The following is a 24431-nucleotide window of genomic DNA, read 5'->3' on the forward strand; positions in this document are numbered from 1 at the left end:
CGCTCGAGCTGTGTCGGTTCCCGGTGCTGGCCCGCAGAAATCGGAATCCCAACCGCTTATACTGTTCCGTCGTGGATTTTGACTCGAGGGCACGTAGCTCAGTCCGGAAAGAGCGTCGGACTTCTATCCACGTCGCGTTTGCGGCGGGGGAAGACATCCGACGGTCGTGGGTTCAAATCCCATCGTGCCCGCTTCTGTCGCGACCAACTCGTGAGCAACAGCAGTTTACTCGAAGGTGTGATAACAATCTTCCCACGGTGTTGCATGCAGCCACGTCTACGGTGATGTGGTCAATATGCCGGTCTGGACAGTAATCTCCGGCAGGCAGTCAGCGCAGATGAGTTGCTACTCTCTCATCTCGTCGACAGTAACTGAGTTACAGCGTTACCAGCGGCAGCATCGCGAGGGCCCCGACGCCGAAGCCAGTGACAAGTTCTCGGTATCCGTGATTCGGCAGGTCCGAACCGGTTTCTACAGCTTCGGGGATGAACTCGGTAGCGACGAGGTAGACCATCGCACCGGCGGCGAAGCCGAAGCCGAACGGGAGAAACGACTGGGCCCACGAGACGAACGCGTAGGCGATGACGGCACCGATCGGCTGTGGGAGGCTCGAGAAGATCGCTGCGCCGACCATCCGCCAGTTCGAGAGCCCCATCGCTCGCATCGGGATGGCAATGGCGGTCCCTTCCGGGATGTTGTGAATCGAGATCGCGATCGTCATGAAGACGGCGAGGATCGGGATCGAGAACCCGAGGATCGGCAGCCCGCCGTCCATGCCGAGTTCGGCGAACGAGACGCCGACGGCGACACCTTCCGGGAAGCTGTGAATCGTGAGGATACCGAGGATGAGCAGGAGGGTTTTCGGGTTCCCCTCGGCAACCGCTTTTGCCTCCAGTGCGTGGTCGTCGTGTGCGTGACTGCCGCCGTCGGTCTGTATCGCCTCTGTGTCGTCGCTGACGGTCGGCTCGTCGTGATCGTGCTCGACGTCGTCGCCAATGTCGACGCGGTCAAGCACCCGGTCGCCGACTTCAACCAGCACAACGCCGGCGAGCAGGCCACCCACCATCATCGTGGGGAAGCCACCTGACGCGGAAGCTAGCCCCTCGTCGACGAGGCCGAACACCGACACCGTGACCATGATGCCCGATGCGAGCCCCCAGAGGCCGACGTTCCATCGGTCGCTAAAGTCATCGATAAAGAAGAACGGCAGCGCACCGATCCCCGTGGCTATCGCGGTGATCAGCCCCGCGACGAACACTAGTATGATGGTTTCCATGCGTATGCCTTCGTAGCGTACCGTGCCAAAGAAACCTTTCGATTTAGAAAATAATATTTTTGTCGCCCTAAAAATCCTATCCGGTAAGGAAGGATAGTTTTTGCGAGCCTAGAACTACGCTGGTATAGTAGTCTCCCGTCGAATCGCGACCCCTGCGCCTGCGTCCCGTCCGCTCGAGCGCAAACTCTCAATAGTCGGGCCATCAACACGAGCGTATGGACGGTCGCCTGCGGCAGCTCCTCGTCGATCCTGCGGCGTTTTTCGACGCCGAAGCGCCCGCGCTCTCGCAGTCGGTCGGCGTGCTCATCGCGACTGAGGCGGTGTGTCTTGGGGTGCTCCCGCCGGTACTCTCGCTGCTCGAGTCGCCGGTGGTCCCCGACGAGGTGGTTTTCGATGCGTTTCCGCCGATCCAGTACGTCATGTCCGGGTGGGAGGTATCCATCCCGGGAATTGTGGCGATTCTCCTCGTGGCGGTGCTCGCGTTGCCGTTGATCGCCTGGATTGCGTTTACGGCAGTGTTTTACCTGCTCTCGTGGCCGATCGCGAGCGAATCCGGATTCGACCGAACGGCCAGTCTCATCGCTTGGGGGTTCGTTCCCCAGCTCCTCGCGAGCGGCGTGACACTCGTGGCGCTGGTAGCTGCGTTCCCGGCGACGCCGATCGAGCTCTGGCGGATCGGCGTTACGATTCCGGCACGGCTCTACGCGTCACCGCCCGGGTTCGATCCGCTCTTTGCGGTGACGGCCGTCGTCGGCGTGGGCTGTACGCTCTGGTCGGGCTATCTGTGGGCCCACGCCATTGCCGCGGCTCGCGGGGTGACGCTTCGACAAGGCCTCGCCGTCGTCGCCGTGCCGACGATACTCGTCGTCGGCCCGATCTGAGCCACTAACATCGGTGTTACGTGGTTGCTCCGGGGTCGCTGCTAGATTGATACGTCTGCAGTAACATTGTGTAACTACAGATGAGCGACGAGACGACTCCGGACGACGTATCAGTGATCGTTGTCGGCGGCGGCCCCGCCGGACTGAGTGCAGCCCTCTTTACAGTGAAAAACGGCCTCGAGACGACGGTGTTCGACACCGACGAGACGTGGATGCACAAGGCCCACCTGTTCAACTACCTCGGGGTCGGCTCGGTCGGCGGCAGCGAGTTCATGGCGACGGCCCGCCAGCAAGTCGACGACTTCGGCGTCGACCGCCGACAAGACGAGGCAGTGACCGCGGTCAGCGAAGCCGACGACGGCTTCGTCGTCGAGACCAGCGTTGCGTCGGAGACGCAACGAGCAGACGGCGAAGCCGTCGACGCTGACGACGAGCACGAGGCCGACTTCGTCGTGCTCGCGACCGGTGCGAATCGCGACCTCGCCGACGAGTTGGGCTGTGCGTTCGACGACGACGACACCGTCGATGTCGGCGTCGACATGGAGACGAGCGTCGACGGCGCGTACGCGACCGGCGCGATGGTCCGCCCCGAGGAGTGGCAGGCCGCCATCTCCGTGGGCGACGGTGCTGCCGCCGCGCTCAACATCCTCTCGACGGTGAAGGGCGAACACTACCACGACTTCGACGTCCCTGCCGATGCCGAGCGCGTTTTCGGCGAGCACGTCGCGGAGTAACCGCGACGCCAGCCGACTGAACCGACTCACACAACCCTACTATGTCTCACGACGAACCCACTCCAGTCACGCACGAACTGCCCGACAGCCCCGTCCACACGTCGGGAACCGACCACATCACGATCTGGGGGAGCAACGAGGAAGACACGATCGAGTTCTACCAAGACCTGCTCGGGATGCCGCTGGTGTTGCGCCAGCCGAACCTCGACGATCCCTCACAGACCCACCTATTCTTCGATACAGGTGACGGTCGCATTCTGACCTTCTTCGTCAGCGACGACCGTCCGTCCGCCCGCGGTCAGCGCGCCGGCGTCGGCGCGGTGCATCACCTCTGTTTCAGTATCGACCCCGACGAGTACGAGGAGACGATGCAGGCCCTCGAGGACGCCGACCACGGCTACAACGTCTTCGACCGGGGCATCTTCCACTCGATCTACACCCGCGACAACAACGGTCTCGTGATCGAGCTCTCGACGGACAAATACGAGATCCCCGACGACCGTCGCGGCGAAGTGCTGGCCAAAGCTCAGGAACTCCGTGAGGACGACGGGGCCGACTATGCCAAAGACGAGCACCTCCGCGGCGCGATCGAGGCCGTCGGACTCGAGGTCGTCGAACACGACCTGCCCGACGCCAGCGCCGGCGTCGGTGGTCTCGAATGAGCGCCGGCGAGCGCGTCGACGGCCCCCATCAGGGCCAGCAACTCGTTACTGGCGGGACCGCCCTCGAAGACGCCGAGGCGGCACTCGTGTGCATCCACGGCCGCGGGGCGACCGCCCGTGGGATGATCCAGTTAGCCGACGAGGTCCATCAGGAGAGTGTCGCCGCCCTCGCGCCGCAAGCAGCCCGCCGGACGTGGTACCCGAACTCGTTTCTCGAACCCGTCGAGCGAAACGAACCCGGTCGCAGCTCGGGATTGCAGGCGATCAGCGACGCGATCGCCGCGGCGAACGACGCGGGAATCCCGACCGACCAGGTTATGCTGGTCGGCTTCTCGCAAGGAGCCTGCCTCGCCAGCGAATACCTCGCGCGCAATCCACGCCGCTACGGCGGGCTGGCTGCGCTCAGTGGAGGCCTCATTGGCGAGAAACTGGACGATGGATATCCCGGCGATCTCGAGGGGACGCCGGTCTTCTTCGGCTGTAGCGACGTCGACCCCCACATTCCCGAAGAACGGGTCCACGAGACGGCCGCCGTCTTCGAGTCGATGAACGCCGATGTGACGAAACGTCTCTACGAAGGGATGGGCCACGGCGTCAACGAAGACGAACTCGCGGCCGTCTCAGAAATGGTTGCGGCCCTCACCGACGACTGATTGCGACCGCGCTCACGATTCGGCTCCGCTCAGCGGAAGACGGTCACCGGGATGGGTGCACGACGGACGATCTTCTCCGCGACGCTGCCGAGCAGGACCCGTGAGAGCCCGGACCGGCCGTGGCTCCCGATGATGATGTGGTCGATATCGTTGTCCTCTGCGAAGCGGACGACCTCGCGTGCGGGCTTTCCAACGGCGGTTTCGGTCCGAAAGTCGGTGTCCGGGTCACTGACGATTTCCTGGATCTCTTCTGGCAGTTCCTCGGAGACTTTCTCCTCGCGGTCACGGAACAGCTCCTGTGCAGCCATGATCCCGGCTCCCGTGGAACCGTCCGCCGCTTCGATGACGCGCAACAACACGATTTCCTCGTCGGGATACGTGGTGAACGCGTGTTCGACTGCCTTCTGTGCGGGCGCGGAACCGTCGTACGCGACGAGTATTGCCATACCCCTGATCGGCGTTTCAGAACCATAAACCCGCCCGATGGCGACCGATCGGCTTCGCGGCTCGCTCCCTTCGTGAAAACGGTTCGATGAAACAGCCTCGAGAACGGAGCGCGTCGCGTCTCGCGGTTCGGAGCGAACGAAGTGAGCGAGAACCGCGCTACCCTTCGAAGCCGTCTTCGAATCGGAACGTCCCGTTGCGCTGGACGACCTCGCCGTCGACTTCGATGAACGAATCTTCGCTCATGTCGACGATCATGTCGACGTGGACCGCCGAATCGTTCTGTTCGTTGTCCTCGCCGACGGTGTCGTCGTAGGCCCGGCCGACGGCCATGTGGACGGTGTCTCCCATTTTCTCGTCGAACAGCATGTTGTAGGTAAACTGGTCGATGTCGCGGTTCATCCCGATGCCGAGTTCGCCGAGTCGGCGCGCACCGTCGTCGGTGTTGAGGACCTCCGTGAGGACGTCCTCGTTTTTCGCCGCCGAATGGTCGACGACTTCGCCACCTTCGAACTCGAGGGAGACGTCCGTAATCTCGCGACCCTGGTGGTACAGCGGCATGTCGAACAGGACCTCACCCTCGACGCTGTCGGGCTGGGGCGCGGTAAAGACCTCGCCGCCGGGGAGGTTGTGTTCGCCGTGGTCGTTCAGCGTCGGATTGCCCGCGACGGACATGGTCACGTCGGTCGTGTCGCCGCTTTTGATGCGGACCTCGTCGGCGGGGTCCATGATCTCGACCATGTGTTCCTGATGTTCGCGCTGGGCTTCCCAGTCTTTGTTGACGGCGTCCCAGACGAAGTTCTCGTAGCCTTCGGTGCTCATCTCTGCAAGCTGGGCGTTGGCTGGCGCGGGGAACTGCGTGAGACACCAGCGTTTTGAGAGCCGTTCCTCGAGGATGGGGCGGTGGGCCTGCTGGTGGGCGGCGCTGATCTCGGGGTCGACGTCGCTGGTCTGGGTGACGTTGTCGCTTGCCCGGATCGCGATGTAGACGTCGCTGTGCTCGACGAGCGCGCGTTCGTGTTCGGGCGTCTCGAACTCGCCGTCGGACGCCCGCAGGAAGGCCCGCTGGCTGCGCTTGCCGGTCCGCTGACTCGTGGTCACGGGGTTTGCTCCCTGATCGCCGATCACTTCGTGGAGCGCGACGACCAGGTCCTCGGCGACCGGATGGGCGTCGATGATGACGTTGTCACCCTCCTCTAAGTCGACCGAGTGATTCGCGATAATCTCGGCGTGCTCCCGAATACGTGGATCCATGTCCCGGTATTAGAAGGGGAGGGAAAAAACGGTTCGTGATGCGGAGCGTCGCCGACGTGTGGCGTCTGCCGTCGTCAGCGCTCGCCGCGCATCCCATCGCGGAACTCGAGAACGGTCCGGCGCAAAAGAAGATACGCGAAAAAGACCAGCGACAGCAAAATGGCGACGACCGCGATGATCACGGGATCGTCGGGGAGGAGACCGATGATGGAATCAAGCATACGCGGCCGCTACACTGTCACTGTGGTTAACCGTTTCGACCTCGGCCGGTTGTATCCGTGCCGCCGTTCCGGTAACTAAAATCGGAATTTCAGCTTGCGCCGACTATAACGTGGCGCAGCCCCTTCGTTTAGATAGGCCTCGACGCAGGCGGCCACGGTACCGCGGTGACCGCGAACTCGAGGCCTGTCGCCCTCCCCTGCGACCGTACTCGATCGTCTGCCCTGCCATCTGACAGCCGGCCGCTCGCTGACGGCCGGTCACCCTCTGACAGCCGCTGTAAGCCACTCCCCGCTGACGTTGCGCGCTGGTCCCGCGGCGCGTTCAGCCACGCTCCGCGTTCGGACCCTGTTTCTGTCCCCGAGTCACGCCGGTCGAACCTCGAACGACTCGATCGGTGTCCCGTCCGGCTGTCGGATCGACCCCTCGAGAGCGCCATCGTCGCCTTCCTCGAGGACAGCAAATCCAGGCCGGTTCCCGCGTGGATCGGCGTGACTGCCGGGATTGAGCAGACTAACATCGGCGGTCTCGACGACCGTCGGCCGGTGGCTGTGTCCGAAGACGACGAGGTCGGCACCGCGAGAGCGGCCGAACATCGCGAGTCCGGTCTCGCCACCGTCCTGTCGGTGCGTGACGGCGATGCGAACGCCGCCCACCTCGACGACGCGAGCCGTCGGCAGGCGCTCTCGAACTGCGGCGCTGTCGGCGTTTCCGTGGACCGCGAAGAAACGGTCACACTCCGCCTGGAAGGCCTCGAGTGCGGCCTCGCTCGTGAAATCGCCCGCGTGGACGACGACGTCGGCCTCGCGTGCGGCGCTCAGGGCCTCGCCCTCGAGTTCGTGGCCGGCAGTGCTGTGGGTATCGGAGAAGATTGCGATCATGGTCGTCGTTCGTCCGTCACTGACAGGTTCCTTTCGGATGCGATCGCTGCTGTTCGCGATCCGGGTGACACGATGCTGTTTCCGTCACCAGAGGGGGATGTGACCGGCTCTAGGATGGCTTATATTTTTGGGTGCCCCGTCCGTAGTCGTCGTCGATGGCCAGTAGCACTTCCGTCGTCCTCGCCGCGCTGTTCGCGAACGCCGCGATCGCGGCGCTGAAGTTCGGCGGGTTTCTGTTGACCGGCAGTCCTGCGATGCTTTCGGAAACGTATCACTCAGTTTCGGATACGGGCAATCAGATCTTCCTGCTGATCGGGATCAAGTACGGCGCACAGGAGGCGACCCGGAGCCATCCGTTCGGCCACGGCAAAGCCCAGTTCTTCTATAGCCTGCTGGTCAGCGTCATGCTCTTTGGCATCGCCGGCTGGGAGAGCGCACGCCACGGGATCAGCGCGCTGCGAGAAGGCGGTGTCCACCGTGCCAGCGAGGACGTCACGCTACTGGGGCAGACGTTCGATCCGATCTACGTCAACTACGCCGTGTTACTTGGGGCGATCGCTTTTGAGTCCTACGCGCTCTGGAAGGCCTATCAGGGGATCAGCCGCCAGATGGACGAGTACGGCTGGACGACCTTCCGCGAAGCGTTTCGCAAGACCAGCGACGTGACGACGCTGACCGCGCTCACCGAGGACACCATCGCGCTCTCGGGTGCGGGGATCGCTCTCTTCGGCATTTATCTCACGCGAGTCACCGAAAACCCGATGTACGACGCCGGCGCGGCGCTCATTATCGGGATCATGCTCATGGGCTTTGCCGTCGCGCTCGCTTGGGAGAACAAGCGGCTCATCCTCGGCGAGAGCCTCCCGAAAGCCGCCGAGGACGAACTGCGGGCGATCGTCAGGGAGTGGGACGGCGTCACCGAACTCGTCGACTTTCGGACCGTCTACTTTGGGGCCGAAGAACTGCTCGTCACCGCCGACGTGGCCTTCGAACCCGACCTCGACGCCGAAACGATCGACGACCGTATTACCGACCTCGAGCGCGCTCTGAAAGCCCACGACGACCAGGTCCAGCGCGTCTACATCGAACCCGAAACGTAGCGACGCCCGCACTACCTAGTCGCCAGTTTCCTCGTTCCGATCGTCGTAGACGGCGGCCACCGACGATCCCGGCGGCTGGTCGTTCAGCACTGCCGTGACCGTCGTTTCCTCGAGATCCACTGTCGAGTGGAGTCGCTGCCACTCGTTCCCGGTTTCGACGGCGACCGCGACATCGGTCGGGCTCGCCCCCGGCGGCAGCGCCGTCGGATCGTAGTCGAGTGTGATCCGGATCGCCTCGACCGCTCGAAGCTCGTCGCACGCGACGAGGTCGACAGGCGCACTCAGCGCAGCCGCCGGCACCTCGTTGTCGCTTCGGCTGAGGCCGAACGTCTCCGGGACCACGGTCGCCACGACGGCGACGCGGGCACCCACCTGCTCGAGGCTGTATTCCGCGACGGTACTGGCATCGTATCCAGGGATTGCCATACCGGAGGCAGCGTCTCGAGAGACATGGCCCTGTACCACGCGGTTGCCGGCCGGTCGGATGAAAGGCCGTGCCCTCCGCTGATCGGAGACTGACGACCAATCGAGACGAACGTTTTTATCGCAGCACGAACCACTCACGGACTGTGTCCGAGACCGGGTATCTGCGCTTTTTCCCGTACGACCGGCCGTACGAGAACCAGCGCGAGGCGATGGACCGCATCCACAACGCCCTCACGCGGGGACAGAACGTCCTCTTCGAGGGTGCCTGTGGGACCGGCAAGACCCTCTCGTCGCTGGTGCCGGCCCTCGAGGTCGCCCGTGAGCAGGACAAGACGGTCGTCATCACGACGAACGTCCACCAACAGATGCGTCAGTTCGTCGCCGAAGCCCGCGCGATCACGCGCGAAGAACGGATTCGTGCGGTCGTCTTCAAGGGCAAGTCCTCGATGTGTCACATCGACGTCGGCTACGAGGAGTGTCAGGCCCTGCGGGACAACACCCGCGCCGTCGTCGACGCCGAACGCGACCGCACCCAACTCGAGCGCCGCCAGCGCGACCTGCTGGCCGAAAGCCAGGACGGCGATGGCGCAGCTGCCGACGCCCGTGCGGCGGTGATGGACGAACTCGAGACCATCGAAGAGCGACTCGAGGATCTCGAGGAGCAGAACGTCTGTGACTACTACCGAAACAACCTGACTGAAGACACGGACGACTTCTTCGCGTGGCTCTTCGAGGACGTCCGCACGCCCGACGAGATCTACGAGTACGCCGACCGGCAGGAACTCTGTGGGTACGAACTCTTAAAGGAGGGCATCGAGGGCGTCGATCTGGTCGTCTGCAACTACCATCACCTGCTCGATTCGACGATCCGTGAACAGTTCTTCCGCTGGCTCGGCCGTGATCCCGAGGACGTCATCGCCGTCTTCGACGAGGCCCACAACGTCGAGGACGCCGCCCGCGAGCACGCCACCCGGACCTGCTCCGAGCGCACGTTCGACTCGGCGCTGGACGAACTCGCCGACACCGATGATCCACGCGCGGACGACGCCGCGAACGTCCTCTCGGCGTTCCATCGCGCACTCGTCGAGACCTACGAGGACTCTTTTGGCTTCGGCGAGCGCGAGCAGATCGGCGAGAACTGGGAGGACGTCCCCATCGCCAACGACGACCGCAAGGACGACCTCACCCTCGAGTTCCTCCAGCGCTACTCCGGGCGAGGAATCAGCGAGGACCTCGAGGCTGCGATGAAACTCGGCCAGGAGTTAGACGAGGAGTACGAGGAAGCGTATCGCGAGGGCGAGACGGCCACGCGGACGGAGTGTCAGACCTTACAGGCCGCGGCCTTCGTCAGCGCGTGGATGAACGAAGGTTCGAAAGAGGGACTCTACCCGGTCGTCTCTGTCACGCGCGACGCAGGCACCGACGAGGTCTACGGCCGCGCGGAACTCTACACCTGCCTCCCGCGACAGGTGACCGGCCGGCTGTTCGAGGAGGTCCACGCGACGGTCCTGATGAGCGCGACCATCCAGCCGTTCGAGGTCACCGAGAACGTACTGGGCCTCGAGGACGCCGTGACGATGGCCTATGGACTCGGCTTCCCCGAGGCAAACCGCCGGACGTACGCCGTCGAGACACCGCCGTTGTTCTCCTCGGACCGCGACGATCCTGTGGTCCAGCAGGAAGTAACCGAGACGATCCACGACGCCGTCCGGATGACTCCAGGAAACACGCTTGCTTTCTTCCCTAACTACAGCGAGGCGAGTCGCTACGCCGATCGAATCGCGGGCCGGAGCGACTCGACGGTGTACGTCGACGAGCCGGGCCAGTCCGCCGAGGAACTCCGTCAGGGGTTCGTCGCGGACGACGACGCGGTGTTGTGTACCTCGCTGTGGGGCACTCTCGCGGAAGGAGTGAGTTTCGACGGCGACGACGCGAACACGGTGCTGGTCGTCGGCGTCCCCTATCCACATCTGGACGACAGAGCCGAGGCCGTTCAAGAGGCCTACGACGCCGCCTTCGACGGCACCGACACCGGCTGGCGCTACGCCGTCGAAATCCCGACGGTTCGCAAGACGAGACAGGCACTGGGGCGAGTCCTTCGCTCGCCCGAGGAGGTCGGCGTCCGCGCGCTCCTCGACCGACGTTACTCGAGGCGGGCAAAACCGGACCTCGGCAGATACAGCGTCAACGGGATCTTCCCCCACGAGGAACGCGAGGAACTGATCGACATCGAACCGGGGAAACTCAAGTTCGCGATGCGCAACTTCTACGGCGACCACGATGCGTACGACGGCGAGCCGCCGGCACCGTAATAGCCAGATTAGTCGGCAGCCACTGCCTCGAGCGGCTCCCAGTCCTGGTAGCCGCCGGCCATACTCACGACGCGCTCGGCGTCGCCGTACTCCGCGATGAGCCGGGCGGCTTGGATCGACGAGTTGCCCCTGTAACAGTAGACGACGACCTCGTCAGCCCAGTTGCGGGTCTCGACGATCTCCTCGAGTTCCTCGATAGTGACGTGGTCGGCCTCGGGGAGGTGGCCCTCGGCGTAATCCTCGTCCTCACGGATGTCGATCAGGTCGAACTCGTCGCCGCGCTCGAGGCGCTCGCGAACCGTCTCGGTGGAGACTTCCTCGATCATGCTTGCTTTCGGAGGTAGATGCGGTAGGTCGCGTCGCCGCTGCGCCAGACCTGTGCCTCGGCGTCGTCGCCGACGGCGCGGGGCACGTTCTCGGTACAGGGGACGTGATCGGTCTCTTGGACAAGCAATTCACCCGCCTCGAGGTCCTGCAGGCCTTTCTTGGCCTCGACCTGCGGGTAGGGACAGACTTCGCCGGTCATGTCCTGGACGAGATCGGCGTCCTCGAGCAGCGCTTCGGCGTCGTCGTCGGTCAGTTCGTCTGGCGTGTTCGTGACGTCGTCGATGGATGGCATTGTGATTGTGTATCGTGTTGTGAGTGGCAGTGAGCGAGCGATTCAGATCGCACAGCCGACCTCGCGGTAGATCCAGTGGGTCATCACGTAGACGCCGGCGACGATGCCGATCGACGCGATAAACGAGTGGACCGACAGTTCCGCGATGCCGGAGTAGATGTTTCCGATGTTGCAGCCGGGGGCGAGCCGCGAGCCCGCCCCCATCATGAGGCCGCCGACGACGGCGTTGGGGAGCCGGCGACGCTTCGGCACTCGCAGGGCGAAGTCGCCGCTCCAGACGGCGGCGAGGAACGCGCCGACGATGACGAACGCGATCATCACCATGTCGACGGTCACGCCGACGCCTTGGCCCTGAAAGAGGATCGAACCCCAGTACTCGTACGAGCCGGCGTCGACGCCGACTTGCGAGAGGAGATAGCCTGTCCAGCGGGCTTCGGGGCCGGTGACACCGACGATCGAGACCTGGGTGAACCAGAGTACGGCGGTGGCGGTGATTCCGAGTGCCGCAGTGCGGGGGTCCCACGGCTGCTTGCTCGCGGCGATCGGGTGTCGCCACGCGCGGACGAGCCCGCGGACGTACGCTATCGTGCCGTGTGCGAACCCACGGAGGCCCACGACCGGTGCGGACAGCGTACTCGGCGTGAACTGGGCCACGTCAGCGCGCTCGCCGAAGGCGGTCCCCGTCGACGAGCGGCCGACCAGCGTGGCGTAGACGAGCAGGCCGGCGCCGGCGACCGCGAGGCCAACCAAACCTGCCGGGACGGACGTAACGGTAAACAGGCTCACGCCCTCACCGAACGTCAGCGGCTCGAAGTACGTGCGCTCGAGCGTCGGGAAGGCGACAGTGAAGCCGGCGTAGCCGACGCCCATGAACAGCAGCGTGAGCCAGAACTGCAGATAGCCCTCGCCGGCGCGGTAGAGCGTCCCGCTGGCACAGCCGCCGGCGTAGGTCATTCCGACCCCGAAAATGAAGCCGCCGACGAGTCCCGTCAGTCCCCAGTTGGGCGTCCAGAACCCCTGATAATAGCCGAATTGGTACGCGATACCCCAGAAGATCATCGTCAGAAACGTCGCTGCGAGGACGCCTTTCGTGACCCGGGAGTCCTTGTACGCGAAGAAGTCCCGGAAGGCGTTGACGAAGCAGAATCGCCCCTTCTGGAGGAAGGCTCCGAGGGTGAGTCCGACGACCGCTGCGACGAGTAGCGTTGCGACCACACCGGAACCAGTAGCCAGATGGACTTAATCCGCAGCGAGCCGGCTGACGCTACCCCGACTCTTGACGCCTCTCTGTGTCGAATTCCGGAATCTCTCCCGTTCAGAACGGTCGCGGCCGGTGACGGGCCGCCGTGGTCGATGACGGCGGTAGCAGCGATATTTGCGGCGACCTCGGACGCGCTGTATCACGCGTTTCGGCCGACAGCGCGTGTGAGAGGCCCTACGACGGCAAGGAGACGCGACTCACCGGTAACTTGTACGTTCCGTCCCAGAACTCGAGTTCGCTGACCGTCCAGCGGACGGGCTCGATCTCGCGGTCGGCCAGCCGCTTCGCGGTCTCGACGTCGCCGCCGCGGGCCAGCGTCACGTGGGGGACGTAGTCTGCACCCTCGAGTCCCTCGACGACCTCGAAGGCCTCGGTGAGGTCGGCGTGGATCGACTCGAGGCCGGGACTCTCGACGGCTAGGTAGACGACGGGAGCCGATCCCAGGGGCGGGTCCGCGAAGTAGTCGATGCCCGTAATTTCGGCCTCGACGGCGGGTGCGCCCTCGAGCGCACGGTGGGCGCGGTGTTGGAGCTGTGCGACGTGGTCGGCCTCGCCGAGTCGCTTGAGCAGACACGAGTGGTCCTCGCGGACGGTCTCGAAGCCGACCAGCTCGGGGTAGAGCCGATCCGCGAGCTGGCGGACGCGACCGGGGACCGGGACGTTGACGCTGTACACTTCGGCCGATATTGGGACGAGGGAGCTATCAGTCTGGTGGTCTCGGGGCTCGCCGCCTCCGCCGACGGCCAGCTCAGATGCGGTCGAGTAACCAGAGCACGATCAGGACGGCGATCGCGAGCTGGACGATCACGAAGAAGGGACCGAGCAGCCAGGCGAGCCCACTGATTACCGCCTCGAGGATCTCGAAGACGAGCACGACGGCGACCAGTCCGAGGACGAGTTTCAACAGCGTTTCGACCTCGATCTCGCCACGACTGTCAGACATACACGTTCATATTCGGACGACTGTATGAAAAATATACTGTTACTGTGTCGGAAAGACCTATTTAGATGGCCACGGCATATGTCCGTAATGGAGGTGAGGGGGCTGCGAGCCCTGGTCTGCCTGCTCGTGGTGGTTGCATGTTTGGGTGCGTGCGCCCCGGTGGTGCCTGTAACAGCGGATGCTGGGACGCAGACAGTGCTGCGACAGGTCCAAGCGGACGATGGTAGCGCAGACACGAACGGATCCGTGCAACTCGAGGACGCTGACCGGATCCACATTGACGTCTTTATCGCCGAGAACGGCTCCGCGCAGGTAACTGCTGACTACCAGTTTTATCCCGACGAAAACGGGTCAATGGCGCGGTGGGAGTCATTACAGTCCAATATCTCGACGAATACCGACTGGTACGTCTCCACGGAGCGACGCCAGTGGAACGAGACGGCTGCGAAGGGTGAAAACGCGACGGAGCGGGAGATGAACGTCTCGAATCTGTCGGTCACGACGGAGAAAGACTCTCAGCCGGAGGAGATCGGGCATGCCAAAGTCACGTTTCAGTGGTCCGACTTTGCCCACGTCGAACTGAACCGGATCGAGGCGGGTGCTGCGCTGTCCGGGTTTACGCTCAGCAACGAGACGACGTTGCAGTTTCGCTGGCCGGAGGCGTACACGATCTACGAAAGCGAAGGCGAACCACACGTAGAACCGTCGCCGGACGAACGATCCGATAGCCTGGTGAAGTGGAACGGCGAGAAAACCTTCCCCGACGATCAGCCACGAATCGTCCTGATCAAAAACGGTGACTCGGCGACGGAACAGACGCCGGCTGACGGTGGCCCGTCGATGCCGTGGGTGATCGTCTTCCTCGCGCTGGCCCTGTTGGCGACCGTCGGCATCGCTGGCTGGCTACGCAGTCGCAATCGACCCCATAGTGGTGGAACTGACGGCGGGACCGATGTCGCGTGGCGAGCAGATGGCTCGAGTGTTGCCGACTCGAATGCGACCGACACGCCACCACCGGAACTGTTGAGCAACGAAGAACGGGTGTTACGCCTGCTCGAGCAACGTGGCGGACGGGTCAAACAACAGGACGTCGTCTCGGCGCTGGACTGGACTGAGGCCAAGACGAGTCAGGTCGTCGGCGAGTTGCGCGAGAACGACGAGATCGACGTCTTCCGGATCGGCCGAGAGAACGTGCTGACGCTGCCCGACGACGAGTAGTCGTTTGCCGCCTGCGAGCGCGATGTAGCAGGTTTTAATACCGTGGGTTTGCAGTACTCAGACAATGAGCCAGACCGTCGGCACCACGCTCGCCGCCTCCGGTACCGACGGGACCGTCGCTCGGCGACGACCGCGACGATTCCGACGGGGCCTTTGAGCCCGCTCTATACTACTTCCCTGTCACGGTTCGTTTCAACGTTCCCAAAACTGCAGTATTTCCGGTTAGCAGCCGCTCTCTCGCTATTTTGCGAAATTGAAACCAATGAGCTTAAGTCCGTCCTGTGGTTTCACTCGAGTACGATATGACCCGCGTGGCACTTGCGTTTTCGGGCGGCCTGGACACGACTGTCTGTGTCCCGCTGCTCGAGGAAGAATACGGATATGACGACGTGATCGGCGTCACCGTCGACGTCGGCCAGCCGGCCGCCGAGTTCGACGAGGCCGAGGAAACCGCCGAAGCGCTCGGCTTAGAGCACTACGTCGTCGACGCGCGAGAGGAATTCGCCGATCTCTGTCTCGACAGCGTTCGCGCGAACGCGACCTACCAGGGCTACCCGCTGGGAACGGCGCTGGCTCGCCCGGTGATCGCAGAGGCGATCCTCGACGTCGCAGAGGAACAGGGCTGTACCGGTATCGCCCACGGCTGTACGGGCAAGGGCAACGACCAGCTCCGCTTCGAGGCGGTCTGGCGCAACTCCGATCTCGAGGTCATTGCCCCCGTGCGCGAACTCGGCCTCACCCGCGAGTGGGAACAGGAGTACGCCGCCGAGAAAGACCTTCCCGTCGAGGGTGGCAGCGGCGGCGACTGGTCGATCGACACCAACATCTGGAGCCGCTCGGTCGAGGGCGACGACTTGGAGGACCCGAGTTACGTCCCGCCGCGTGACATCTACGCGTGGACCGACGAGCCCGGCAGCGAGACCGAAGAGATCGAGATCAGCTTCGAGAACGGCATCCCCGTCGCCGTCGACGGCGAGGAATACGAGCCGGTCGAACTCATCGAGTATCTCAACGAACTCGCTGGCAGCTACGGTGTCGGCCGCACCGACATGATGGAAGACCGCATTCTCGGACTGAAGGTCCGCGAAAACTACGAACACCCCGGTGCGACGACGCTGCTCGCTGCTCACGAGGCTCTCGAGGGGCTCGTCCTCACGCAAGAGGAACGCCAGTTCAAGACCCAGATCGACCAGCAGTGGTCCCAGAAGGCCTACGAGGGCCTGATCGACGCGCCGCTCGTGAGCGCGCTCGAGGGCTTCATCGACGAGACCCAAAAGCGTGTCACCGGCACGGTGACGATCCGCTTCGAGGGCGGTCAGGCCCGTCCGGTCGCACGCGAGAGCGACTTCGCGGCCTACTCGGCTGAACACGCCTCCTTCGACACCGAGACGGTCGGCAAGATCACGCAGGAAGACGCCACCGGCGTCGCGAAGTACCACGGCTTCCAGCGCCGCCTCGCCAACGAGGCGATCGCCGCGAACGCCGACGACGAGGACGACGAGTAACGATGACCGAGGAGAGTGCTCCCGACGACGGCGAGTCCGGACTTACCGTGGTAACCGACGGCAGCGGCGACGCGGACGACGAGGGCGTTGTCCGCCGGGTCCGCTTTAGCGGCGGCCCCGCCCGGAGCTTCCTCTCCTCGCTCGCAGCGGACGAACGCATTTTCCAGGCCGACCTCGCGGTCGACCGCGCACACACGGTCATGCTCGCCGAGCAAGGGATCATCGCCGACGACGTCGCTGGCGAGATCCTGACCGCGCTCGACGCGATCGAGGTCGACGGCCACGGCTCGCTGCCCGACGGCGAAGACGTCCACGAAGCCATCGAGACGGCCGTCATCGAGCGCGTCGGTGCTGACGGCGGGAAGATGCACACCGCGCGCTCGCGCAACGACGAGGTCGCGGCCTGCATCCGCTATCGCTTACGCGAGGACGTTCTCGAGGCACTCGAGACGACGCTCGCGCTGCGCGAGTCCTTGGTCGACGTGGCCGACACACATCGAGAAACGACCATGCCCGGCTACACCCACCTCCAGCCCGCCCAGCCGACCACGGTGGCCCACTGGGCGCTGGCCTACGAGGGAGCCGTTCGCCGCGACACCGAACGGTTGCTCGAGGCCTATGCGCGGATCAACGAGTCGCCACTTGGTGGCGCAGCCTTCGCGGGCACGACGTTCGATATCGACCGCGAGCGCACGGCCGATCTGCTGGGCTTCGATAGCGTCGTCGAGAACTCGATGGACGCCTCCTCGAGCCGGGACTTCCTACTCGAGACGGTTCAGGCGCTGTCGACGCATGCGACGACGCTGTCGGGACTCGCGGAAGACGTAATCATCTTCGCGAACCGCAGCTTCGTCGAGTTGTCGGACGACTATTCGTCGACGTCGTCGATCATGCCCCAGAAGAAAAATCCCGACACGCTGGAACTCGTCCGCGCGGTCGCGGGCGACGCGGCCGGTAGCGTCCAGGGGTTGACGACGACGCTCAAAGGACTCCCGCGTGCGTACAACCGTGACCTCCAGCGGGCGACGACCCACGCCTGGGAGACCGTCGACGCCGTGACGGAGGCAAGCGAGGTCGCCGCGGGCGCGGTTGCGACTGCCGACTGGAACGAGGAGACACTGGCTGCGGAAGCCGGCGAGGGCTTCTCCACGGCGACCGGCGTCGCGGACCTACTGGCTGCCAACGGATTGCCGTTCCGGACCGCACACGAACTGGTCGCGATCGCCGCCGAGAATGGCGCGGACTACGATGCTCTCGAGGCTGCATCCCAAGAGGTTCTCGGCGACTCGCTCGAGGCCCACGTCGATCCCGACGCCGTCGAGGACGCGCTCGACCCGGCCGAAAGCGTCGCCAGCCGCGACTCGCAGGGCGGGCCCGCCCCTAAGGCGGTTGACGCCCAGCTCGAATCGGCTCGTGAGGCACTCGCGACCGACGAGGACGTACTCGCGGACACGACGGACGCACTCGAGACGGCTCGCGACGCGCTCCGGTCGGAGGTCAACGGCTATGTCTGACGTCGTGACTCGATCGGCCGAAAGGAGCCTGCCGACGGTTCCAGTGGCCATCGGTCGGCCGTTCCGACGACGATCCCCGCGAGGGGATGAATTACCGATTTCATGATATGTCAAAGTAAACTTGCGGTGTGATGGCGTCTACGGTCCGTTAGAGGCAGGTGCAGTTAGTATAATTTTGCTGTTAGGTTCGAAGGCTTTAAGGGATCGCGGCTCCCACGTGCGAGTACAATGACCGAATGCGTCGAGTGTGGGGCTGAACTGTCCCTGCACGACGATCTGGAAGTCGGAGAGATCGTTGACTGTACGACCTGTGGTGCCGAGCTGGAAGTCGTCGACACCGAGCCGCCAGTCCTCGAGCGAGCCCCCGAGCTCGAAGAGGACTGGGGTGAGTGACCTTGCAGACGGGCGCGATACCGGCCCGCACTGCGCACACGATTCGAGGGGCTCGTAGCGAGTTCCTTACATCCATTCAGAGGTGGCTCGCGTGAACGTAGGCATACTCTATTCACGGATTCGCAAAGACGAGAAGCTCCTGTTGAACGAGCTTCGCGAGCGCGATCACGAGGTCACGAAGATCGACGTTCGCAAGCAGACCTTCGATATTTCGGAGGCGCCAGCGGAGTTCGCAGATCTCGACATCGTCGTCGACCGCTGTCTCGCCACGAGCCGGAGCCTGTACGCCACGCAGTTCTTCGAGGCGTACGGGATTCCCGTGGTCAACAGCCACGAGACCGCGGATATCTGCGCCGATAAGGTGAAAAACAGCCTCGCGCTCGAAAAGGCAGGCGTGCCCACGCCCGCGACGAAGGTCGCATTTACGAAAGAGACCGCGATGGAGGCCATCGAGGACTTTGGCTATCCGTGCGTCCTCAAACCCGTCGTTGGCTCGTGGGGTCGCCTGATGGCCAAGATCGACTCCAAGTCGGCCGCCGAGGCCATCTTGGAGCACAAGGCGACGCTCGGCCACTACGAGCACAAGGTGTTCTACGTCCAGGAGTTCGTCGAGAAACCGGGCCGAGACATTCGCGTGCTCGCCGTCGACGGCGAGCCGATCGCTGCGATGGTCCGCTCGTCGGACCACTGGATCACCAACGCCGCCAAGGGTGCGGAGACGGACGTCTTCGACCTCGACGACGACGCGCTGGACCTCGTCGAAAAGGCCAGCGACGCTGTCGGTGGCGGCTTACTCGGCGTCGACCTCATGGAGACCGGTGATTCCTACACCGTCCACGAGGTCAACCACACCGTCGAGTTCAAAGCGCTCGACGAGGCCGTCGAGACCGACGTCGCCGGCACCGTCGTCGACTGGCTCGAGCAGAAAGCCAAAGCGGCCGATCCGGAACTCGAGGTGAGCGCCTAATGGCAGCCGACACCGTCACCGCGACCGTCATCGGTGGCTCCGGCTTTACTGGTGGCGAACTCCTGCGCCTGCTTGCCGGCCATCCGAACGTCGAGCTCGCGGAGGTCACGAGCCGGTCGAAAGCCGGCAAGAGCGTTGGCTCCGTCCACCCGCCGCTTCGCGGCACGGATCTTCGCTTTACCGAACCAGATGATCTCGAGTCCGTCGACGTGCTCTTCGCGGCGACGCCACACGGCGTCTCGATGGGCCAGATCGACGAGTTCTTCGAGATCGCGGATACGGTCGTCGACCTCTCGGCCGACTTCCGCCTCGAGACCGAAGACCAGTACGACGAGTGGTACGACGGCCACGAGGCTCCCGAATACTTGGAAAAGGCCGAGTACGCGCTTCCCGAGATCAACCGCGACAACCTCGCGGGCGCGGACCTCATCGCGGGTGGCGGCTGTAACGCCACCGCGACGATCCTCGGGCTCTATCCGCTGTTCGAGCACGACATTCTCGAAGGCGGCGAACAGGTCGTCGTCGACGTAAAAGTCGGTTCCTCCGAAGGGGGAGCCGGCGGCGGCGAGGCCTCGAGCCACCCCGAGCGCTCGGGCGTCGTCCGCCCCTACGCGCCGACGGGCCACCGCCACGAGGCCGAGATCGAGCAGTTCCTCGGCACGTCGGTGTCCTTTACCTGCCACGCCGTGGATATGATCCGCGGCGCGAGCGCGACGAGCCACGTCTTCCCGTCGGGCCCCGTCTCGAAGGGCGACCTCTGGCAAGCGTATCGTGGCTGCTACGAGGACGAGCCGTTCGTCCGCATGGCCGCCGGCGGCTCCGGCGTCTACCGTTACCCCGAACCCAAGTCGGTCGCGGGAACCAATCTCGCCGAAGTCGGCTTCGAACTCGATCCGTCGAACAAACGCATCGTCGTCTTCTCGGCCATCGACAACATGATGAAAGGCTCCGCGGGCCAGGCGGTCCACGCCGCCAACATCGCGCTGGGCTTCGAGGAGACGGCCGGACTCGAGTTTACGGGGCTCCACCCCGTGGGGGCACCGTAGATGACGACGGTCGTCAAGATCGGCGGCGCACGCGCCGTCGATCCCGAAGGCGCACTCGCCGACGTTGCGAGCCTCGTCGAAGACGGCGAAGACGTCGTCCTCACCCACGGCGGCTCGACCGCCGTCGACGAGACCTTAGAAGAACTCGGCGAGGAACCCACCTACGTCGAGACTCCAGGAGGAGTGGTTGGGCGCTTTACCGACGAGCGCACGATGGACGTCTTCAAGATGGTGATGCCGGGCAAGCTCAACACCGATCTGGTCGAGAGCCTGCACAACGAGGGCGTCGACGCGGTCGGTCTCTCGGGCACCGATGGCAAACTGCTGGAAGGCAAACGCAAGTCCGCCGTCCGCGTCAAAGAGGACGGCAAGAAGAAGATCAAGCGCGGCGACCACTCGGGGAAAATCGAGTCGGTCAACGCCGACTTGCTCGAGACGACCCTTGCGGGTGGCTACACGCCCGTCGTCTCGGTCCCGATTTTGGGCAAGGAGAAGTCAGGCGGCTACACCGCCGTTAATGCCGATGCCGACCGCGCTGCGGCGGCGATCGCCGGCGCACTCGAGGCAGACCTCGTCTTGCTCACCGACGTCTCGGGCGTCTACGAGGACCCCGACGACGAGGCGACCAAGATCGAGTCGGCCGCCACACCCGAGGAATTCGAGGGTGTCAAAGACGCCGCCGAGGGCTTCATGATGAAGAAGGTCATGGCTGCCGAGGAAGCACTCGAGGGCGGCGCGTCCTCGGTCGTCGTTGCGGACGCGAACGAAGATGAACCAATCTCGAGCGCGCTTGCGGGCGAGGGGACGACTCTCGAGCCCGGCGTGCTCGCGGACGAAGACGACGCTGAAACGGAGGCTGCAGAATGAGTGACCTCGATTTCGTCTCCGGCAGCAAGCCGATCGGCATCGAGCGCGGGGAGGGGCCGTACCTCTACACGTCCGATGGGACGGAGTACATCGACGCCGGGGCGAGCTACGCTTGCACGCCGCTCGGCCACTCTCATCCCGAAGTCGTCGACGCGGTCACCGAGCAGGTCGCCGACCTGACGTTCGTCGACTCGTCCTATCCCGTCCAGTCGCGGGAGGATGCCTACGCCGCGCTCGTCGCGTCGACGCCGGATAGCCTCGATCAGGCCTGGTTCTGTAACTCCGGGACCGAGGCCAACGAGGCCGCGCTGAAGTTCGCCCGGTCGGCGACCGGCGAGTCGAAGATCGTCGCCGCGACCCGCTCGTTCCACGGGCGGACGATGGGGTCGCTCGCGGCGACCTGGAAGGACAAGTACAAGAAGCCGTTCGAGCCGCTCGCCGGCGACGTAGAGTTCGTCCCCTACGGCGACGACGAGGAACTCGCGGCCGCCGTGGACGACGAGACCGCGGCCGTGATCTTGGAACCGATCCAGGGCGAAGGCGGAATCAACGTTCCGCCTGCGGGCTATCTCGAGACCGCCCGCGAATGCACTGACGAGGCCGGCGCGGCGCTCGTCTTCGACGAGGTCCAGACCGGCATGGGACGGACGGGGTCGATGTGGGCCTGCCAGAACGCAGGCGTCACCCCCGATATCCTCACGACCGCGAAAGGCCTCGGCAACGGCCTCCCGATCGGCGGCGTCGCGGTTCGGGACTGGATCGCCGACGGCGCGGCCTCGCACAATTCGACCTTCAGCGGTGGCCCCGTCGTCACCGCGGCGGTCCACGCGACGATCTCGACGCTGGTCGAAGAGGAGTGGCCCGCCCACGCCGCCGCGATGGGCGACTATCTCACGACGGAACTCGAGGCCACGCTCGGTGACGAGGTGCGTGAGGTCCGCGGTGAGGGACTGCTCGTCGGCATCGAGTTGAAGCGGGGGGCGAACCGCGTCGCCCGTGACCTCGCGATGAACCACCAGGTGCTGGCGCTGCCCGCAGGGCGAACCGTCCTGCGCCTGCTGCCGCCGCTGGTGATCGACAACGACGGGGCGGACCAACTCGTGGACGCGCTGGGCGCGGTCATCGCACCCGACGACACCGAATCATGAACGCGAGCACGGGCGACCCGACGGACGTCTCGTTCGAGGAGGCTCGTGACCTACTGGTCGATCTCGTCTCGATCCCCTCGCCGACCCGCGAGGAACGCGAGGCGGCCAAACGCCTCGTTGACTTCTTCGAGGCCCACGACCGTGAGGTCTGGATCGACGCGGTCGGGAACGTCCGCGCGCCAGCGGACGACGCCGTGTTGTTGACGTCTCACATCGACACCGTGCCGGGGGACATCCCCGTCGAGGTCGAAGACACCGGCGACGACGAGATCCTCTGGGGCCGTGGCAGCGTCGACGCGACCGGCCCGCTCGCCGCGATGGCAGCTGCGGCCGTCCGCACCGGCGTTTCCTTCGTCGGCGTCGTCGGCGAGGAAGTCGACTCGAAGGGGTCGCGCTATCTCGTCGACGACCGAGACGAGTCCCCGGACGCCGTCGTCAACGGCGAGCCCTCGGGAGCCGATGGGATCACGCTCGGCTATCGTGGCCTGATCGCCGGCACGTACGTCGCGACAAGCGAATCCGGCCATACCTCGCGGCCGGACCCGAACGCGATCCAACACGCCGTTCGCTGGTGGTCGGCCGTCGAGGAACGCTTCGAAGGCGACGAGTACGAACCGATCTTCGAGCAGGTGACGACCAAACCGGTCGACATCGAAGGCGGCGTCAGCGAGGACGGCCTCTCCGTCGAGACGACGATGGACGTCCAGTTGCGCGTGCCACCGGCGCTCGACGTCGGGACCGTCCGCGAAGCCGCAGAAGCTGAACTCGAGGTCGGGACCGTGACCTGGAAGGACAAGGTGCCGCCGGTGATGATGAGTCCGCGAACGGAGGTCGCCCGGGCGTTCCGCGTCGCCATCCGCAAGGAAGGCGACGACCCGCGTCTGGTGCGAAAGACCGGCACCAGCGACATGAACATCTACGCTGGCGCCTGGGACTGTCCGATGGTCACCTACGGGCCCGGCAACTCCGACCTCGATCACGCACCCGACGAACGGCTCCCGCTGTCGGAGTTCGATCAGTCGGTCGCAATCCTCGAGCGCGTCGCGCGGACGCTCAGTGAGGACTGAACAATAAGTATTCGCAGACGAGCTATCATATTATGACGACAGATACTGACGATACACAGCCGAGACATTTCCTCGACGTCGATGACCTCTCCGAGGCGGAACTGTTCGCAGTTCTCGATAGGGCCGACGAGTACAAACGCGCTGTCGAAGCCGGCGAGGACCACGCCGACCTGTCTGGACAGACCTTAGGGATGCTCTTCCAGAAGGCGAGTACCCGAACCCGCGTCTCCTTCGAGACGGGCATGACCCAGCTCGGTGGGCACGCGATCTTCCTCGGGGAAGACGACATCCAGCTCGGGCGGGGCGAACCGCTGAAAGACACCTCGCGTGCGCTCTCGCGGTACGTCGACGCGGTGATGGCTCGCGTCTTCAAACACGAGAACGTCGAGGTACTCGCCGAATACTCGTCGGTGCCGATCGTCAACGGACTCACCGACGATGCTCATCCCTGCCAGACGCTCGCGGATCTGCAGACGATCCGCGAACACGAAGGTGGCCTCGAGGACGTCTCGGCGGCCTGGATCGGCGATGGAAACAACGTCGCCCAGTCGTTCGCCCTCGGCTGTGCCCTGACCGGCGTCGATCTGACGATCGCGACGCCCGAGGGGTACGAAGTCGATGATGCCGTTCTCGAGCGCGCCCACGAACTCGGCGGCGATCCGACGATCACGACCGATCCCATCGAGGCGGCCACCGACGCCGACGTCATCTACACGGACGTCTGGATCTCGATGGGCCAGGAGGACGAACGCGATGTCCGGATGAACGACTTCGACGGCTTCCAGGTCTCCGCCGACCTGCTCGAGCACGCCCCCGACGCGTCGGTGATGCACTGTCTCCCGGCCCACCGCGGCGAGGAGATTACCGACGACGTCGTCGAGGGTGAGCAGTCGATCGTCTTCGATCAGGCCGAAAATCGACTTCATGCCCAGAAGGCGCTGTTGAGTTGGCTGCTCGAGTAGTCAGTCGATCACGAACGGAGTGAGTGATCGGTTTTTTGGTCCAGATTTTTTGCGTGAGGGGTCAGCTCTGCTGACCCGA

At 64.4% G+C, this 24431-nt stretch carries 27 protein-coding genes and 1 tRNA gene; 17 read left to right on the plus strand and 11 right to left on the minus strand.

The window, feature by feature from the left end; translation table 11 throughout:
* Positions 1–87: 87 nt before the first annotated feature.
* Positions 88–191, plus strand: a tRNA-Arg gene (locus tag E2L06_RS01115).
* Positions 192–376: 185 nt separating this feature from the next.
* Here E2L06_RS01115 and E2L06_RS01120 read toward each other — a convergent pair.
* A complete protein-coding gene (locus E2L06_RS01120) occupies positions 377–1276 on the minus strand; it encodes a ZIP family metal transporter (RefSeq protein WP_138777809.1) in 900 nt (299 codons plus the stop codon).
* 215 nt (positions 1277–1491) lie between these two features.
* On the opposite strand from E2L06_RS01120, the gene E2L06_RS01125 reads away from it, so the two are divergent.
* The 4 genes from E2L06_RS01125 to E2L06_RS01140 all read left to right on the plus strand — a co-directional run bounded on the left by E2L06_RS01125 (position 1492) and on the right by E2L06_RS01140 (position 4206).
* Positions 1492–2157 carry a YIP1 family protein gene (locus E2L06_RS01125; RefSeq protein WP_138777811.1) on the plus strand — a complete coding sequence of 222 codons (666 nt, stop codon included), beginning with the start codon at positions 1492–1494 and terminating at the stop codon, positions 2155–2157.
* Positions 2158–2237: 80 nt separating this feature from the next.
* Complete coding sequence (locus E2L06_RS01130; RefSeq protein ID WP_138777813.1) at positions 2238–2891, plus strand: FAD-dependent oxidoreductase; 654 nt, start codon at positions 2238–2240, stop codon at positions 2889–2891.
* A gap of 41 nt (positions 2892–2932) precedes the next feature.
* Positions 2933–3553 carry a VOC family protein gene (locus tag E2L06_RS01135; protein ID WP_138777815.1) on the plus strand — a complete coding sequence of 207 codons (621 nt, stop codon included), beginning with the start codon at positions 2933–2935 and terminating at the stop codon, positions 3551–3553.
* On the plus strand, positions 3550–4206 hold the full coding sequence (locus E2L06_RS01140; RefSeq protein ID WP_138777817.1) for an alpha/beta hydrolase: 657 nt from the start codon (positions 3550–3552) through the stop codon (positions 4204–4206). The genes E2L06_RS01135 and E2L06_RS01140 overlap by 4 nt, the downstream gene beginning before the upstream one ends.
* 29 nt (positions 4207–4235) lie before the next feature.
* Here the strand turns inward: E2L06_RS01140 and E2L06_RS01145 are convergent, their stop codons facing one another.
* The 4 genes from E2L06_RS01145 to E2L06_RS01155 form a co-directional block, all read right to left on the minus strand.
* The gene (locus E2L06_RS01145; RefSeq protein WP_138777819.1) at positions 4236–4652 is read right to left on the minus strand and encodes a universal stress protein; all 417 of its coding nucleotides are present in this window, start codon (positions 4650–4652) and stop codon (positions 4236–4238) included.
* A gap of 157 nt (positions 4653–4809) precedes the next feature.
* Positions 4810–5904 carry an aminopeptidase gene (locus tag E2L06_RS01150; protein WP_138777821.1) on the minus strand — a complete coding sequence of 365 codons (1095 nt, stop codon included), beginning with the start codon at positions 5902–5904 and terminating at the stop codon, positions 4810–4812.
* A 74-nt stretch (positions 5905–5978) separates the two neighbouring features.
* Complete coding sequence (locus E2L06_RS21650; RefSeq protein WP_171052285.1) at positions 5979–6125, minus strand: hypothetical protein; 147 nt, start codon at positions 6123–6125, stop codon at positions 5979–5981.
* A 363-nt stretch (positions 6126–6488) separates the two neighbouring features.
* Positions 6489–7004: a metallophosphoesterase gene (locus tag E2L06_RS01155; RefSeq protein ID WP_138777823.1), complete on the minus strand. Its 516-nt coding sequence runs from the start codon at positions 7002–7004 to the stop codon at positions 6489–6491.
* Between the two features lie 155 nt (positions 7005–7159).
* Between E2L06_RS01155 and E2L06_RS01160 the strand changes: the two genes are divergently transcribed.
* On the plus strand, positions 7160–8104 hold the full coding sequence (locus tag E2L06_RS01160; RefSeq protein WP_138777825.1) for a cation diffusion facilitator family transporter: 945 nt from the start codon (positions 7160–7162) through the stop codon (positions 8102–8104).
* A 15-nt stretch (positions 8105–8119) separates the two neighbouring features.
* On the opposite strand, the gene E2L06_RS01165 is transcribed toward E2L06_RS01160, so the two are convergent.
* Entirely contained in the window at positions 8120–8530 is a 411-nt protein-coding gene (locus tag E2L06_RS01165; RefSeq protein ID WP_138777827.1) for a hypothetical protein, read from the minus strand.
* Between the two features lie 143 nt (positions 8531–8673).
* Between E2L06_RS01165 and E2L06_RS01170 the strand changes: the two genes are divergently transcribed.
* Positions 8674–10842 (plus strand): ATP-dependent DNA helicase, encoded by a 2169-nt coding sequence (locus tag E2L06_RS01170; protein ID WP_249361350.1) that lies wholly within the window; start codon positions 8674–8676, stop codon positions 10840–10842.
* Positions 10843–10850: 8 nt separating this feature from the next.
* Here E2L06_RS01170 and E2L06_RS01175 read toward each other — a convergent pair whose 3' ends face one another.
* From E2L06_RS01175 to E2L06_RS01195, 5 genes are all read right to left on the minus strand, one after another.
* On the minus strand, positions 10851–11168 hold the full coding sequence (locus E2L06_RS01175; RefSeq protein WP_138777829.1) for a rhodanese-like domain-containing protein: 318 nt from the start codon (positions 11166–11168) through the stop codon (positions 10851–10853).
* A complete protein-coding gene (locus tag E2L06_RS01180) occupies positions 11165–11461 on the minus strand; it encodes a sulfurtransferase TusA family protein (RefSeq protein WP_138777831.1) in 297 nt (98 codons plus the stop codon). The genes E2L06_RS01175 and E2L06_RS01180 overlap by 4 nt, the downstream gene beginning before the upstream one ends.
* A gap of 42 nt (positions 11462–11503) precedes the next feature.
* On the minus strand, positions 11504–12676 hold the full coding sequence (locus E2L06_RS01185; RefSeq protein WP_138777833.1) for a YeeE/YedE family protein: 1173 nt from the start codon (positions 12674–12676) through the stop codon (positions 11504–11506).
* A gap of 220 nt (positions 12677–12896) precedes the next feature.
* Positions 12897–13397 carry a 2'-5' RNA ligase family protein gene (locus tag E2L06_RS01190; RefSeq protein ID WP_138777835.1) on the minus strand — a complete coding sequence of 167 codons (501 nt, stop codon included), beginning with the start codon at positions 13395–13397 and terminating at the stop codon, positions 12897–12899.
* A 73-nt stretch (positions 13398–13470) separates the two neighbouring features.
* Positions 13471–13665: a hypothetical protein gene (locus E2L06_RS01195; RefSeq protein ID WP_138777837.1), complete on the minus strand. Its 195-nt coding sequence runs from the start codon at positions 13663–13665 to the stop codon at positions 13471–13473.
* A gap of 87 nt (positions 13666–13752) precedes the next feature.
* On the opposite strand from E2L06_RS01195, the gene E2L06_RS01200 reads away from it, so the two are divergent.
* From E2L06_RS01200 to argF, 10 genes are all read left to right on the plus strand, one after another.
* On the plus strand, positions 13753–14883 hold the full coding sequence (locus E2L06_RS01200) for a hypothetical protein (RefSeq protein ID WP_138777839.1): 1131 nt from the start codon (positions 13753–13755) through the stop codon (positions 14881–14883).
* Positions 14884–15185: 302 nt separating this feature from the next.
* Positions 15186–16388 (plus strand): argininosuccinate synthase, encoded by a 1203-nt coding sequence (locus E2L06_RS01205; protein ID WP_138777841.1) that lies wholly within the window; start codon positions 15186–15188, stop codon positions 16386–16388.
* A 2-nt stretch (positions 16389–16390) separates the two neighbouring features.
* Entirely contained in the window at positions 16391–17902 is a 1512-nt protein-coding gene (argH, locus tag E2L06_RS01210) for an argininosuccinate lyase (protein WP_138777843.1), read from the plus strand.
* A gap of 228 nt (positions 17903–18130) precedes the next feature.
* Complete coding sequence (gene lysW, locus E2L06_RS01215; protein ID WP_008013846.1) at positions 18131–18295, plus strand: lysine biosynthesis protein LysW; 165 nt, start codon at positions 18131–18133, stop codon at positions 18293–18295.
* 91 nt (positions 18296–18386) lie between these two features.
* Positions 18387–19262, plus strand: a complete 876-nt coding sequence (gene lysX, locus E2L06_RS01220; protein ID WP_138777845.1) for a lysine biosynthesis protein LysX — start codon at positions 18387–18389, stop codon at positions 19260–19262.
* Entirely contained in the window at positions 19262–20308 is a 1047-nt protein-coding gene (gene argC, locus E2L06_RS01225; protein WP_138777847.1) for an N-acetyl-gamma-glutamyl-phosphate reductase, read from the plus strand. The genes lysX and argC overlap by 1 nt, the downstream gene beginning before the upstream one ends.
* Positions 20309–21175, plus strand: a complete 867-nt coding sequence (locus E2L06_RS01230; protein WP_138777849.1) for an acetylglutamate/acetylaminoadipate kinase — start codon at positions 20309–20311, stop codon at positions 21173–21175.
* A complete protein-coding gene (locus tag E2L06_RS01235; protein ID WP_138777851.1) occupies positions 21172–22323 on the plus strand; it encodes an aspartate aminotransferase family protein in 1152 nt (383 codons plus the stop codon). Before E2L06_RS01230 ends, E2L06_RS01235 begins: the two co-directional genes overlap by 4 nt.
* Positions 22320–23390, plus strand: coding sequence for a [LysW]-lysine hydrolase (locus E2L06_RS01240; protein ID WP_138777853.1), 1071 nt, complete (start codon positions 22320–22322; stop codon positions 23388–23390). The genes E2L06_RS01235 and E2L06_RS01240 overlap by 4 nt, the downstream gene beginning before the upstream one ends.
* 32 nt (positions 23391–23422) lie before the next feature.
* Positions 23423–24352 carry an ornithine carbamoyltransferase gene (argF, locus tag E2L06_RS01245; RefSeq protein WP_138777855.1) on the plus strand — a complete coding sequence of 310 codons (930 nt, stop codon included), beginning with the start codon at positions 23423–23425 and terminating at the stop codon, positions 24350–24352.
* Positions 24353–24431: the final 79 nt, after the last annotated feature.

The organism is Haloterrigena sp. H1 (genome assembly GCF_005938085.1).
GTDB lineage: Archaea > Halobacteriota > Halobacteria > Halobacteriales > Natrialbaceae > Natrinema.